This window comes from Poseidonibacter ostreae, from assembly GCF_009208075.1.
Lineage (GTDB): Bacteria > Campylobacterota > Campylobacteria > Campylobacterales > Arcobacteraceae > Poseidonibacter > Poseidonibacter ostreae.
The window spans coordinates 18,465-33,434 of sequence record NZ_WFKJ01000018.1; the positions used below are offsets into that span (position 1 = coordinate 18,465).

12 protein-coding genes are annotated in these 14,970 nt (G+C 27.0%); 1 reads left to right on the plus strand and 11 read right to left on the minus strand.

Features of this window, described 5'->3' with window-relative positions; all coding sequences use genetic code 11:
• Nucleotides 1–7: 7 nt before the first annotated feature.
• The 9 genes from GBG18_RS07220 to GBG18_RS07260 all read right to left on the minus strand — a co-directional run bounded on the left by GBG18_RS07220 (nt 8) and on the right by GBG18_RS07260 (nt 13,458).
• Nucleotides 8–2,971, minus strand: coding sequence for a methyl-accepting chemotaxis protein (locus GBG18_RS07220; protein WP_152189757.1), 2,964 nt, complete (start codon nt 2,969–2,971; stop codon nt 8–10).
• Nucleotides 2,972–3,092: 121 nt separating this feature from the next.
• Entirely contained in the window at nt 3,093–3,857 is a 765-nt protein-coding gene (locus GBG18_RS07225) for a competence/damage-inducible protein A (protein WP_152189759.1), read from the minus strand.
• Nucleotides 3,857–4,441 carry an adenylate kinase gene (locus tag GBG18_RS07230; RefSeq protein ID WP_152189760.1) on the minus strand — a complete coding sequence of 195 codons (585 nt, stop codon included), beginning with the start codon at nt 4,439–4,441 and terminating at the stop codon, nt 3,857–3,859. The genes GBG18_RS07225 and GBG18_RS07230 overlap by 1 nt, the downstream gene beginning before the upstream one ends.
• A gap of 77 nt (nt 4,442–4,518) precedes the next feature.
• Nucleotides 4,519–6,288 carry a YgiQ family radical SAM protein gene (locus GBG18_RS07235; RefSeq protein WP_193311092.1) on the minus strand — a complete coding sequence of 590 codons (1,770 nt, stop codon included), beginning with the start codon at nt 6,286–6,288 and terminating at the stop codon, nt 4,519–4,521.
• Between the two features lie 85 nt (nt 6,289–6,373).
• Nucleotides 6,374–8,962 (minus strand): chemotaxis protein CheW, encoded by a 2,589-nt coding sequence (locus GBG18_RS07240; RefSeq protein WP_152189762.1) that lies wholly within the window; start codon nt 8,960–8,962, stop codon nt 6,374–6,376.
• Nucleotides 8,963–9,067: 105 nt separating this feature from the next.
• Nucleotides 9,068–9,859, minus strand: coding sequence for a metal ABC transporter substrate-binding protein (locus tag GBG18_RS07245; protein ID WP_152189764.1), 792 nt, complete (start codon nt 9,857–9,859; stop codon nt 9,068–9,070).
• A 26-nt stretch (nt 9,860–9,885) separates the two neighbouring features.
• On the minus strand, nt 9,886–11,631 hold the full coding sequence (gene aspS / locus GBG18_RS07250; RefSeq protein WP_152189766.1) for an aspartate--tRNA ligase: 1,746 nt from the start codon (nt 11,629–11,631) through the stop codon (nt 9,886–9,888).
• A gap of 43 nt (nt 11,632–11,674) precedes the next feature.
• Complete coding sequence (locus tag GBG18_RS07255; protein ID WP_152189768.1) at nt 11,675–12,793, minus strand: hypothetical protein; 1,119 nt, start codon at nt 12,791–12,793, stop codon at nt 11,675–11,677.
• Nucleotides 12,790–13,458 carry a uracil-DNA glycosylase gene (locus GBG18_RS07260; RefSeq protein ID WP_152189769.1) on the minus strand — a complete coding sequence of 223 codons (669 nt, stop codon included), beginning with the start codon at nt 13,456–13,458 and terminating at the stop codon, nt 12,790–12,792. Before GBG18_RS07260 ends, GBG18_RS07255 begins: the two co-directional genes overlap by 4 nt.
• Before the next feature lie 125 nt (nt 13,459–13,583).
• Between GBG18_RS07260 and GBG18_RS07265 the strand changes: the two genes are divergently transcribed.
• Nucleotides 13,584–13,796, plus strand: coding sequence for a hypothetical protein (locus GBG18_RS07265; RefSeq protein ID WP_152189771.1), 213 nt, complete (start codon nt 13,584–13,586; stop codon nt 13,794–13,796).
• 178 nt (nt 13,797–13,974) lie between these two features.
• Here the strand turns inward: GBG18_RS07265 and infA are convergent, their stop codons facing one another.
• Nucleotides 13,975–14,193, minus strand: coding sequence for a translation initiation factor IF-1 (infA, locus tag GBG18_RS07270; protein WP_121627057.1), 219 nt, complete (start codon nt 14,191–14,193; stop codon nt 13,975–13,977).
• A gap of 10 nt (nt 14,194–14,203) precedes the next feature.
• Nucleotides 14,204–14,965 carry a type I methionyl aminopeptidase gene (map, locus tag GBG18_RS07275; protein ID WP_152189773.1) on the minus strand — a complete coding sequence of 254 codons (762 nt, stop codon included), beginning with the start codon at nt 14,963–14,965 and terminating at the stop codon, nt 14,204–14,206.
• Between the last annotated feature and the right edge of the window lie 5 nt (nt 14,966–14,970).

Here is a 14,970-nt window from a genome sequence, read left to right on the forward strand (position 1 = left end):
ATTGTTTTTATTTTCTAGTTAAATTACAGTTTTCAACAAGGACATTATCTAAATTATTAAATACCTCTTTTGTAGCTGCTTCAATATTAACTGATAAATCAGATAGAGTATTATTATCCTCTTTATTTGCATTTGCATTAATATAGTTTTGAACACCTTTATGAACTTTTTCATGTGCAATTTTTAATTGGTTCCAAGCATTTCCTGTAACAAATATTCTAGAGTTACTTTCACAAGAATCAATCCATTTTCCTAAATTACAAGAGTGACAATCAACTACTGTCCAAGACTCAAATGTATCTAGTTTTTTGAAGTTATTATCTTTAAAGTTAATATGATCATTTTTATATTTTGCAATATCAGATATAAGCTCAACATCACAAACTTGTTCTAGAGTACTATTATCAATTTGTGCACTTCGTGTAAGTTCAATTAATCTTCTAGATAAATCTTTAACCTCTAAAGATAAAGTATCAATAGAAGATGCTGTTTGTGCATTTTCCTGTGTAACCGTATCTAAATCATTAATAGCTGTATTAATTTGAATCATTCCAGACTCTTGTTCCTTACTAGAAATAGATACATCATCAATAATATTCTTTGTTTGAATAATTTTATCATTAAGTTCAATATATCCCTCAATCATTTTAGATGAAATTTCTTTACCATGTTTTGATTTAGAACTTGCATCTTCAACTAAAGCTTTAATATCTTTAGCTGCTTCTGCTGATCTTCCAGCAAGATTTCGAACTTCTGCTGCAACTACTGCAAACCCTTTTCCTGCCTCACCTGCAGTTGCTGCTTCTACTGCTGCATTTAATGAAAGAATATTTGTTTGGAACGCTATTTGATCAATTACTTCAATAGCATCATTAATAGCTATTACTTTATCATTAATCTCTTCCATTGATGAAGAAGTTAATGATGCTAACTCTTTACCTGTTCTTGAAGAGTTATTTAATTCATCTGATAAAGATGCCATTAAAATAATATGCTTATTATTTGATTGAATTGTAGCTGTTATTTCTTCTATTGAAGCTGCTGTTTCTTCAAGAGATGCTGCTTGATTTGTAGAAGAATTTGATAACTTTTGTGCTCCATTTGATAAGATATTCGTTGAACTTGATAATTCAGTTCCTGAATTTGTAATCATTGCAATTAATTGAGAGATATTTGAACCTAAAAGAATAGTAGAAGTAACTAAAGATCCCATATCTCCACCCATTTGATTTAACTCTTTTTCAGCAATTGTAAATTTATAATTTCCACTTGCATAAGCATCAAGTAATTTATTTATATGATCAAATTTTATTTTTGTATCTATTAACATCTCATTAATATTTGTTCTTAATGCTTCAACTTCTTTTGTTGCACCATGAGATTTTATAGTATAACAGAAGAAACCATTCTTAACTTTTTTCATTACATCATCAATCTCTGAAACAACAATTCTATCTTGTTCCATAGATTCAGATGTTCTTTTGATTTGTTTATTGATTTCTTCAGACATTTCAGAGAATTCATCTTTACCTTTTATAGTAAGTAATGTAATATCATCTTTTTCTCTTAGTGTATATTTAAAGAAATTAGATAAACCTTCTTTAAATGTTTCTAAAGAATTAATAATATTTTTCGTAATATATGAGGCAGTTATAAATACTATTAGTAATAAAATTAATGTAATTAAAAGTGTACTTATAAAAGTTTTATATAATGAATCTTCAATAGAAATTACATTCTTTATAAGTTCAGAAGATAAATGATCATCTACTTTTTTTAATAAATTTATTTTCTTTGTAATTTGACCAAACCAATAAGTTGGTTCATCACTAAATAGATTTATACCTAATTTATATAAAGCTACCATAGCAGGACCATCACTAACTTTTATAATTTTATCTAACTCTCGTATATCAATATTATTAGTAGACGCAGCTGCAACTTTTGGTAAGCCATCATGATATTTTGCAAAAGTTTGCTCTACTGTTCTAATTAGTTCTAGCTCAGCTGATTTAAGATTTGGAAACTCTTTATATTTATCTAATAACTTTAACAACTCATCATATTGAGCATTAACATTATTTTTATATTTTTCATCTCCACGAATAACAAAGTTTTTAAAGTTATGAATAATACCACCATATCCAATATACTCTCCAACAGAAGCTATTAATTTATGCTTATTAACAGAATTAAGTAAAGTAGCTCTTATTCTATTTACTTCATCAACTTCTTTTCCTTTTACTGTTTTATTAAAAAAATCAATTGAATCTTTTGTTGCATAATGTTTAAAAGTATCAAGATATGAGTCTTGTTCTGAAACAAGTTTTCCTAATTTTTCTCTCATTCCAGGAGCAAAAGAGTCTCTACTTAAAGTATTTGCTCCAACAGCACGTTCAATACCAGCTCTTTCTTTTGATAATAAAAAACTCACAAATGCAGTAATTCCTTGTGATAATTCTGTATTATCTGTAAGTTTAGAAAGAACTACAACACTATCAAGTAAGCTTGCATTTGTATTTGTATAATAAGAAATAGCTTTTCCAACTTTAATAGATTGAGTATCTACTTGTTTTCTTATTTGGGATATATTTTCTAATCTAGAAATTATCGTTTCTATATTTTTTTCTAAAACTTTAGAATTAAAAGATTTAGAAATATCATCTTTAAAACTCTTATATATCTTGAATCGTTCATTAGTAAGTTTTCTTTGCTCTACTAACTCTTTTGCAAATTTTTTGCCTTTACTACCAATAAAGCCAGCAGTCATTCCTCTTTCTTTTTGTGTTTCATGCAAAAGTGCTGAAATAGACTTTGAAAATTCTATTCCTACTTCTATTTTTTCTACTTTTTTTATTTCTTTATACATTGAAATATTTTGAGAAACTGCAAAAAACAACAACCCCAATAATGGTAAAGAAACAAGTAATAATAACTTTTTCTTTATGGTTAAATTATTAAATAAATTCATGACTATCCCCGTTTAAAATAAATTATGAGTACATTATAATTCAAAAATAATATTTTTAAGATAAATTTTTGCAAAAGATTTTTATATTTAATAGAAAATAATTATTTATAGCAGAAAATAATTATTTGATTTGACTAATGTCTTTTAATATATATTCGATTTTATTGTTATCAAGATATTTTGTAAATAATTCAAAGTTTAAAGCAACATCACTTTTATCAAATCCAGCTATTGAAATGACTACTTTTCTTTTCTTATCAATAATTTTAGGTAAGGATGAGAGTTCTAGTTTTTTTGATACTTCAATCATCACATCAATTAAATCATTTTCTCCACAAGAGGCAGTTAAAGTTAATCTATATTTTGATTTTGATATTGGAAAAAACTTTTCTAAAGCTTCAATAACCATAGATTGACTCATTGAGGGAAAACCTGGAGTAAAAAAGAATCTTTCCTCTAAATAAAACCCAGGAACATTGTTAACTACATTTTTTAATAGTTTTGCATTTGAAGGAAGATATGCCATATTAATTCTGTGAGGATAAGCTTCTTCTTTAAATTGATTTAAAATAAGTTGCTTTGCTTCTTCATGAAACTCCATCTTGTAATCTGTAAAAGCTTTCGCAGCTATTACTCTTGTGTAATCATCAGGAGTAGAACCAATTCCACCAAAACAAAACATTACAGAATTTTTATCAGCTTTAATAAGATTAAAAATATCATGCATTAAAGTTATATCATCTTCTATTACAAAAGAGGCTTTATGTTCCCAACCTCGCTTTAGAAGCTCGCTATTTAAAAAAGGGAAATGAGCATCAATACGACGTCCATTTAAAAGTTCTGTTCCAATAATTACACTATAGAAATTGACTTTTTTATTTGACATTAGATTTTAGATTGAATAAGTTCATCTATTTCATTAACAATAACTTCAATAGTTCTCTCACCATTAACTTTTGTTAATATATTTTTAGAAGTATAAAACGCTTGGATTGATTTTAAAGGATCTGTATATAATTTCATTCTATTGTTAAATATTTCAACATTATCATCACTTCTTACAATTTTGGCATCTGCAGCACGTCCTAAAACTCTTTGACAAGCTACTTCTTTTGAAACTGTAACTTCAATAACATTTATTAAAGAGACTTCAACTTCTTGCTCTAAATACTTATCTAATGCATTCATTTGTTCATCAGATCTTGGATAACCATCAATAATTACCACATCGTTTGGTGCATTTTTTATAGCAATGATAATTGTTTCAATCGCAATTTCAATTGGAACTAAATTCCCCTTTGAAACAAAAGAATCAATTATAGCTCCACGTTCACTACCACTTGCAATTTCTGCTCTAAACATATCACCTGTTGAATAATGAGTAATATAACTATGTTTTTGTGCAATTAACTCAGCATCTGTTGTTTTACCAGAACCTGGTGCTCCAATTATTAAAAATAGTTTTTTCATTTGTTTTCCTTACTTCTTGTACATATATCTTTTAAATTTTTGCTATTTTATCAAAAAAGAGCTTTTATTTTTTACACTTATCCTTGCATCCCTGCACTACTCATTCTTTTAGCTCTTGCTACATTATGATTAGTTCTTGGTACAACAATTTCTTTTTGTTTCTCTTTTCTTCTTGGGTCTTTTTCTACAAAAATTTTCTTTTTTGTAAAAGGATCCATTTCAGTATAATACATAACAGCAGAATAAGTTCCAGGCGTTGGAATAAATACTTGCGCTTGTTCTGGATTCATTTTTAATTCATGAGTCGTAAACTGTTTTAAATCATGCATATGCTTTTCTTCACATCCAGGGTGCGCTGCAATTAAGTAGTAAGTTAAGAACTGTTTTTTACCAGATTTTTTATTTAAATCATCATACATCTTTTTAAAATCTATTAGAGTTTGTTTCCCTGGTTTTCCCATATGATGTAAAACCTCATCATTAGTATGCTCAGGTGCTACTTTCATTTGTCCAGAGATGTGATGGTCAACCATCTCTTTTAAATATTCATGTCCATGCTTTTTATCAGCAGTAATTAAATCATACCGTACACCAGATGCTACAAAGGCCTTTTTAATTCCAGGTATCTCTCTTATATCTTTTAATAATTGTATATTTCTAGAATGATCAACTTTCATAGTACGGCAAAGTCTATGTGCATCTACACATCTTTTATTTTCAACACAAGTTCCAAGCTTCTCTTTTTTCTTACACTCATAACCGTACATATTTGCAGTTGGTCCCCCAACATCAGAAATTATTCCTTTAAAATCTTTTAAAGTTGTAAAATGCTTAGCTTCTTTTAAAATATTGTCTTCACTTCTTGTACGAATTGTTCTACCTTGATGTGCAGCAATTGCACAGAAGTTACACTCTCCCCAACATCCATGATGTGTCATAATTGAGAACTTAATAGTTTCTAAACACTTAACTTTTCCATGTTTAGCATCATAAGGATGAGCATCTCTTTGATAAGGGAAAGATGCAATTTTATCCATATCTTCTTCTTCCATATGGTCACTTGGTGGATTTTGTATTAAATACCTAGAATCTACACCTTGACATAATCCTTTTGAATATACAGGGTCATTATTATCATAAAAAGTTTTGAAAAGGTCAATATATTTTTCTTTTTCATCTAAACACTCTTGATGTGTAGGGATTTGAATATACTCTTCAACTGGTTCTTTTGAAATATAACAAAGACCATTAATAGATCTTGGATCACCACCATCTCTTAAAGTATTTCCTAAATCAATAATTGCTTGCTCACCCATACCATAAATCATATAGTCAGCTTTTGAATCAAATAAAATAGGTTTTCTTAACTTATTAGACCAATAGTCATAATGTGTTAGTCTTCGTAAAGAGGCTTCTATTCCACCAAGTACAATAGGCACTGTACCTTTAAAATATCTTCTAATTAAATTTGTGTATACCATAGTAGCTCTGTCTGGTCTTCTTTCATTTTTTCCACCAGGCGTATAATCATCAGAATTTCTAAATTTCTTAGTTGAAGTATAATTTGAAACCATTGAATCAATACTTCCACCACTAACTCCCCAAAAAAGTTTAGGCTCCCCCATTCTTTTAATATCAATATCAGAATTTACATCTGGTTGACCTATAATTCCAACTCTAAGACCTATATCTTCAAGTATTCTTCCGACTACTGCTATTCCCATAAAAGGAGAGTCTATATAAGCATCTCCTGTTATTAGTACAACGTCAAGTTCATACCAACCTCTCTCATGCATTTCTTCTAAAGTTGTTGGTAAAAATTTATTTGGTTTATTTATATTGCTCATTATAATTTCTTTATATTTAGATAGTATTTATTCTCGTATTGTGCCACAATACCTTTTAATATTACACAATAAACTTAAAGTTGAACTATTTTTGTGTTAAATTATCATCTATTTTTTTAATATCTAAAATCATTGCAACTTTTGATTCATTATCCTCTTTAATATCTACTAAACTTTGAATTAATGTACCTGTGCCTAAGAAATGATTTTCAATATGTTGAATAGAACTTTTTTTAGCAATTGAAATATTTTGTAGAGTTGAAACTAAAATACCAATACAATGCTCAACATTATCTTTATCATATTCAAAAAGTATAATATTATTTAGTTCCTTATCTTCAATAGATTCATTAACAAAACTTCTTATATCAAGAACTGAAATTAATTTCTCTTTATATAAAACCATTCCTTTAAAAGGATTATCTTTATTCATATCTATTGACTCTTGTAACTCATCAATTACTAGTGATTCTAAAACATTTTTTGCATCAACTGCTAAAAACTTACTTCCTATATTAAAAGTAGCAAGCTCAATACTATCTTTATTGAAAACTTGAGTATTATTTAAATTTGTAGACTTATATTCGTTTTTATATATTAATTTATTAGAGATATTAATATCACCAATTTTAATAAATACAAAACATAAAACATCATTGACATAATCATCAACCCTACTTTTATACTCTCTGTAGCCTTGGGAACATCTAACACCAACAGCATAATAACATCCATCAAATTCAATAATCTCACTATATTTATGCCCATTTTTTACATTAAAAAACTTATCTTCTAAATTTAAAAAAGCACCAACTTTAAAGTCTTGATTAGTTGAAGATATTATTTTTTTAGACCTATTAGTAAAAAAAGCAAAAACTCCTTCTTTTTTTTCATGATTACTATCTTTAGGAAGTGTTTCTTCTAACATTGAGTTAAATTGAGGTGTAGAATCAAAAACTATTGCAATACCACCATTAATCTTTTTTTCATTTTTTAAAGATCTGATTGCGCTTGAGTATACATAAGTTGATTCATTTTCATAAAGATTTGATTTTTCAAATTTTGAAACACAATATTTTGAAGTATCTTCAAGTTTAAGTGTTTTTTCAACCCATTCGCAAGATAAAACTTTTCCAATTAGATAATCATCTTTAGAATTAGAAACGGCAATAACTTTTCCATTTTTATCAAAAACTAAAAGATTAGTATATACAGTATATAAATCATTAATATATTTTAAAATTGATGATATTTCATCTTTTTTATAAGATATTGAATCTATATCATCAAAAGCCTCTCTAAAATATGAGGTTAAAGCCCACCATCTACAATCATTTGCTCTTTCATATAAGTTTCTATCCATTATATCTATTGCTAAAGAAGATAAAAACTCACTATCTTTCATAATAGAAGAGATAATAGTTTGGTTCAGATTTGATAAAGATGAGTTAGCTTTTGTACCAGTAATACCAATTTCATTAAGTAATGATTTTGAAAAGTCTCTATTTGATGAGTTAAGTTTACTCTGAGAAATATTACCATTCCAAATAACACGACTTAAATTATCTTGAATAGTTTTACTATTTGTAAATACATCTTTTAAATCAGAAGAAAAATGCTGTTCATTTTGCATCATTGATTCAATAATATTTTCATCAATATTTAGTGTATTTAATTCATCACTTAAAAAGGCATACTCTAAAGGTATCATAATATGTCCATACCATTTAAGTCCATTAAAACCCTGATATCCATTTGTTTTACATGTTTTTGCTACATAATCTCTTCCTGCAAAGGTTACTATTTTATACTCTTCATCTAAAACAATAGGAAGTTTTGAACCTAAAGGAATATACTCTTTATCACTTGAGGCAATTACTATACCATCTTCATCTAAAATTGTTAATGCTTCTTTATTTCTAGTTTCAATTAAGTTATTAAAAATACCTTTCATCTCATCAGTAAATCTAAAACATAAACACAAAACTCCTAACTCTTCAGATTTTGGGTCATTTGTTTGTGTTACTTTATATGAATAGACTAAACTTCTTTTATATTGAGGAATAAAATCATGATATTTATATGTTTCAACATATTCATCACTTGTATTTAAAACTTTTTGTATAAAAGTATTTTCAATTTTATCAACTTTTATATCATCATTTAATCTTGCTAACACTTTTCCATTTTTATTTGCTAATACAATATCAAAATAAACCGAATAATTGGATACATACTCTTTAAATCTTTCTTGAATTTGTTTTCGGGCAATAACACTATCTTTATTATAATCAGATACATATGAGTTTATAAAGTTTCTAATATCATCATCTGTTGCTAAAAATCCAATATCTGCAGTTCTTTCAAAAAGATTTCTAATTACTATATCAATAGCTACTTGAGATTTAAACTTCATCTCTTGTGTAACTTTCTTAATTGTTTGTTCACTTAGATGATTTAATAATGTTGATGTAAGATTTAAAAAATTATCTTTTGTTTTACCAATATCAATATTAATATCACCTAATTGACCAAGTAAAGCAAAAATATCCCAAGAAGAACTTAATCGACCTAACTCTTCACGATACTTTTCAACATCTTCTATATGTTTTATTATTGGATAAATCTCTTTTTTGACATTTATCCCTTTATAATTAATAAGTTTACTTGACATTCTTATACTCCTACTATATGTAGAATTATACATTTTTTTAAAAAAATAATATTTTAATGACTGTATAAATAGTATGCAGTATAGTTAAATAATATACTAGTTTATTTACTTGCTTAAAAAATTTTGAGTAATATTAGATAAATTGAAAAATAAAAGTTCTTCATATACATTATAAGTTTTGACTGGAATATTTGAATTACCTGATAAAGATTTTGCATATAATAGATTTTCTCTTTCTTGTGTAAAGATTACTTTTATCTCATTAATTCTTACTTCTTCAACCAAAGGTTTTATCTCTAAGGCACTTAAAACTCTTTTCTTTTTTTTATAAACATTAATTTTAAATCGTTTTGTAAAATAATCTAATCTTTCATCAAAAACAAAAATATTATATATTTCACTTTGTATTAATCTTTTTTTTGTTTTTAAAAAAGATTTATCTAATTCTTGTAAAAAAAGTTCATAGTTTGCTTTATATTCATCTTTATTATATGAATCAATTTCAGTTAAGACAGCATAAATGTTTTTTGCGACAGTTCTTAATAATATAGGATCAAGCCAAACATATGGATTATCAACACCTTTATATTTTAACTTCTCAATATTATCTGACATATTTACAATATTTAATTTATTATTAGCTTTTAAAAACATTTTTTCATATTTTTTCTCTTCTTTTAAAGAAAATGTAAAATATGCTCTTGTATTTGATAAAGATTGAATTTCACTAGAGCTAAGTTTCAAGTTTTTATTAGAAAAACTATTTGAAATAGTCTTTATACGAATATGATTTTTACCAATTTTTTTAATTATATGAGCCTCAAAAGGTAAAGTAGTAGTAACTTGAAATTTTGAGAAAAGTAGAATTGGAAGTAGTAATAATAAAAATTTATACATTACTACCTCCTCTTTTTAGTTCAGTTTTATGATAGTTGTTCAGTTTTTCTTATTCTTAAACTTAAATCTTTTAACTGCTCAGCATCAACTGGTGATGGAGCACCTGTTAATAAACATTGAGCTTTTTGAGTTTTAGGGAATGCAATAACATCTCTAATAGAATCAGTTCCAGCTAAAAGCATAATTAATCTATCAAGTCCCATTGCAAAGCCACCATGTGATGGTGCTCCATATTGAAGTGCATCAAGTAAGAAACCAAATTTCTCTCTTTGCTCTTCTTCAGGAATTCCCATTAGTTCAAATACTTTTGCTTGAATATCTTCTTTATGAATTCTGATAGATCCACCACCTAATTCCATACCATTTAAAACAATATCATATGCAATTGATTCAATAGCTTCTAAATCACTCGTATCTTCTAATGATTTAGGCATTGTAAATGGATGATGAAGTGCTTTAGTTTTTCCATCTTCAGTTTCAAACATAGGGAAATCAACAACCCATAAGAACTCATAAGCATCTTGGGGAATTGAGTTTGTTTGCTCAGCTAGGAAAAGTCTAAATCTTCCCATGTAATCCCATACAGTCTTCTTATCCCCTGCTCCAAAGAATACAACGTCACCAACTTCAAGTTCTGTTGTTTTAACGATTTCTTCTAAATCAGACTCTGAGAAGAACTTAGTTAATGGACCTTTAAGACCATCTTCTTTCATTTGGAAGTAACCTAAACCTTTAGCTCCAAACTTTCTAACATAATCTTCAAAACCTTTCATTTGTCTTTTAGAAAATAAGTTATCTCCATTTGGACATTTAAGTGCTTTAATTCTGTTGTTCTTTTTATCTTTTGCAATATCAGCAAAGATTTCATTTGTAGAGTTAGCAAAAATATCAATAACATCAACTAAAGGCATATCAAATCTGATATCAGGTTTATCTGAACCATAAGTTTCCATTGCATCCCAGTATCTCATTCTTGGGAAAGTTGATGGAACTGGTTTTCCACATTTTGTAAATACATCAGTAATTACTTTTTCAGCTACTTTAATTACATCTTCTTGATCACAAAATGACATTTCAACATCTATTTGAGTAAATTCAGGTTGTCTATCAGCTCTTAAATCTTCATCTCTAAAACACTTAGCAATTTGGAAATATTTATCAAATCCAGATACCATTAGTAATTGCTTAAATAATTGAGGAGATTGTGGAAGTGCATAAAACTCTCCACCATGAACTCTTGATGGAACTAAATAATCTCTAGCTCCCTCTGGTGTAGATTTTGTTAAAATTGGAGTTTCAACATCTAAGAAACCTAATTCATCTAAAGTATTTCTAACTTGAATAGCAGCTTTAGATCTTAATTGAAAAATTTCAAAAGATTTTTTAGATCTTAATTCTAAGAATCTATTTCTTAATTTAATTTCATCATTAACTTTTTCATCATTTAAATCAAAAGGCATTGGCTTAGATTTATTTTCAATAGTTAATTCACTTAAAACAATTTCAATTTTTCCTGTAACTAAATTTGGATTTTCTAATCCCTCACCTCTAGCTCTTACTGATCCCTTTGCTACTAATACAAACTCATCTCTAACTGTTTCTGAAATAGGAAGAATAGCAGGATCTGCAACTAGCTGAACTAAACCACCCTTATCTCTTAAATCAATAAATATAATTCCACCGTGATCACGTCTGCTGTTTACCCAACCTGCAACAGTAACTTCTTGACCGATGTTTTCTTCTGTAACTTCTGTACAATAATGTGTTCTCAATTCAAACTCCATAAATATAAATATCCGCGATTTTATCTAAATCTTACTTAATTTCTAAAAATCCATAAGCTGTTGTTTTTAATAGTTTTGGTTCATACATTACTTGATTATCTTCAACTCTAGTTGTAATTAAACCTGAAATATTCTGATCATATAGATAATTTACTCCAACTAAAGTAGAATAATCAACCCAATTATAAAGAATATCAGAACCATAAGAAAGAACTGTATCTCTTAAAGTATCGTCAACACTATCAATAGAGCTTGCAAGAACTAAATTTGATCTATCTTTTTCTTGTGTTAATGTTAAAACTTTGGGATTATAATTAATTTGAGTTGATAGAATAACCTTTGGATATATATTATAAGCTCTTAATTGTGATAAAAGTATTGATGTTTTAACAATAGATGTATTTAAAAATAGTGTAGAGTTTTTAATTCTATAATCTTTTACAATACCTTTAAAGTAATTTCTTTTTTTCTTTATCTCTTTTACTACTTTTATATCAAAAAAAGTTGTATCATAAATAGTTTTTATTTTATTTGTTAAAAATGATTTTTCATAAAACATCGTATTATTTGTATTTGAATACTCAAATAATTTATTTACCTGATCTTTATATGAAATTGCTCCATAAATAAAGTTATTGTTATGACTTACTAAATTTTGTTTATTTGTTAAAGGTAAATATACTTTTAAATCACTTGTATCTGCACTATGTAAAAACTCAGTAACTCTAGGCGTAAACAATGCAATAACATTTGTAAATCCAGCTTCTTTAGCATCATAGAAAGCTTTTTGTATACTTTGTTCATCTTCAGATAAAGTATCAAATACTTTTAATTCATACTTGATTTTTTTATAATCAAAATATCCTAAAACTGTATTAATAGAAGATTTTGCATATTTAGCAACTATTTTTGAAGGGTAAATAACTGCAAGTTTCATTATTTCACTATTATCAATAATAGGCATTTCATCTTCTATAATTGGATCTTCAATTATTGGCTCAATCTCTTCTTCAATAGGCTTAATTACTTCTTCTTTTTCAATTGGGGTACCAATATCAGTTTTATCAGGAAGTTTAATTTCCACCTCTTGTTTAGTGCTACATCCAACAAAAAAGAATGTGATTAATAAAAAGGATAATAAATATTTCAATTTGATAACTCCAGTATATTTTTAATTCTAAGCATATCATAATATGCATCTTTTTTAGAAGATGGATTTCTAAGTAAATAGTTTGCAGAAAAAGTTGGAACTAATTTAATATTTCTATATAAACACTCTTTCCCTCTTGCTTGTGAAAACTTATCTTTCTCATTAAATAAATAAGAGTATGTATTCTCACCCAAAGATACTATTAGCTTTGGTTTTACAAGTTCAATTTGCTTTAATAAATACTCATTACAAGACTCTATATGTGATTTATTTAAACTATTTGAACTTTTACATTTTACTAATGTTGTTATATAAACATCTTCTTTTTTTATATTTAAAACATTTTCAATCATCTTTGCTAATAATTCCCCTGATTTTCCTGCATAAAAAAAGCCTAAATCATCTTCGCTATTTGATGGTTCATCACTTATAAACATAATATCAGCTTTAGGGTTTCCCATTCCAAATAAAACATTTTTTCTAGTTTTGCTTAACTCACATAAATAACAGTTTTCTACATTTGATTTTAATGCAAAAATATTATCAGGTAGTTTCATATTTTTTATATCAGGGGGTAATAAATCTAAAGATTTATGAAAAGAATAACCCATTGATTTTTGTAAGTGTAAATTATATAAAAGTTTTTGTTTTACTAGTTTTGTCATAATAAATTGTACAAAAAACTTTCTTTTATGATTATTTGTTCCAATTATATGAACATATTTAAAATTATATTTGACTTTTGTTCCATTATTTTGTACAATTACTTCAAATCAAATCAGGATACATAATGACAGCACCTAGTTTAAGAAAATTAGAAGTTGATTTAAATGTAAATAAAACTACTTTGCATAATTGGAAAAAAAATCGTCCTAAGCTTTATGAATTCATTATAGAGTCGTATAAAGATAGAGAAATATTAAAAAAACATTTAGAATCAATGATTAAACAAAAAGAGTTAATAGAAGAAGAAATCGATATTACTAAAAATAGAATAATTTAATATATAAACTTATGGAGTCATAGTTTTAATATGACTTTTTAAAAGCACGCGAAATATTTGAAACTACGGCTTCATAATTTTGTATATTAGTATTTGAAATTTTATATTGTGAGATTTTTAAATTATTAAATAAGAGATATAAATAAGGAAAGAATTCCTTATTTAAAAAAGATATAAATTATTTATATCTATGAGTGATTCTACCTTTATCTAGTGAATAAGGTGTAATCTCTACTTTTACTTTATCATTTGGTAAAATTTTAATATAATGCATTCTCATTTTTCCTGAGATATGACATAATACCATATGACCATTATCTAACTCTACTTTAAACATTGCATTTGGTAATGCTTCAGTTACTTTACCATCAATTACAATTACATCATCTTTTGCCAATTTAATCTCCCTAGTCTACTGTACTTAATATTACTGCTTTACCATTTATAACGGCAACTGTATGCTCATAATGACTTCCTCTTAATCCATCTTCAGAAACAACATCCCATTTATTATCTAAAATAACTGGTTCTCGCATCTTTTGACAGATCATAGGCTCTAAACAAAAAACCATTCCATTTTTAATCTTTGGACCTGAGTTAGTTTTTCCATTACCAATATAGTTTGGAATTTCTGGTTCATCATGAGGTTTTTTACCTATTCCGTGACCACAAAATCTTACTAGTGGTTGATAACCTCTACTAACAATAAAATCTTCAATTAATTTAGAAAGTTCTTTAAATCTCATACCCTCATGAATAGAATCAATAGCATGATATAAAGAATCTTTTGCACAAGCAATTAAATCTTCATCTTCTTTTGATATTTTACCAATAGGCATTGTGATTGCAGCATCTCCATACCAACCATCAATCTCAGTTCCAATGTCGATACCTAAGATATCTCCTTCTTTTAAAACTACATCTGATGGAATACCATGAATAATTACTTCGTTTAGAGAAGTACATATAGCATTTGGGAAACCGTATAAGCCTTTGAAAGATGGACGAGCATTTAGATTATCTAAAAACTCTTCACCCATAGCATCAACTTCTTTTAAAGTCATACCAGCTTTAACGTTTTCTTTAAGATAGTTTAGAGTCTTCGCAACTGCAATATTTGCAGTACGAAGTTTCTCAATTTCATTTAATTTTCTTAATGGGATAGCCATAAGTT

Excerpts from the sequence above, each read along its gene's own strand:
- GBG18_RS07220 (WP_152189757.1), bottom strand. The coding sequence starts at position 2,971 with ATGAATTTATTTAATAATTTAACCATAAAGAAAAAGTTATTATTACTT.
- GBG18_RS07235 (WP_193311092.1), bottom strand. The coding sequence starts at position 6,288 with ATGAGCAATATAAATAAACCAAATAAATTTTTACCAACAACTTTAGAA.
- GBG18_RS07265 (WP_152189771.1), top strand. The coding sequence starts at position 13,584 with ATGACAGCACCTAGTTTAAGAAAATTAGAAGTTGATTTAAATGTAAAT.
- map (WP_152189773.1), bottom strand. The coding sequence starts at position 14,965 with ATGGCTATCCCATTAAGAAAATTAAATGAAATTGAGAAACTTCGTACT.
- GBG18_RS07240 (WP_152189762.1), bottom strand. The coding sequence starts at position 8,962 with ATGTCAAGTAAACTTATTAATTATAAAGGGATAAATGTCAAAAAAGAG.
- GBG18_RS07260 (WP_152189769.1), bottom strand. The coding sequence starts at position 13,458 with ATGACAAAACTAGTAAAACAAAAACTTTTATATAATTTACACTTACAA.
- GBG18_RS07225 (WP_152189759.1), bottom strand. The coding sequence starts at position 3,857 with ATGTCAAATAAAAAAGTCAATTTCTATAGTGTAATTATTGGAACAGAA.
- GBG18_RS07245 (WP_152189764.1), bottom strand. The coding sequence starts at position 9,859 with ATGTATAAATTTTTATTATTACTACTTCCAATTCTACTTTTCTCAAAA.
- GBG18_RS07230 (WP_152189760.1), bottom strand. The coding sequence starts at position 4,441 with ATGAAAAAACTATTTTTAATAATTGGAGCACCAGGTTCTGGTAAAACA.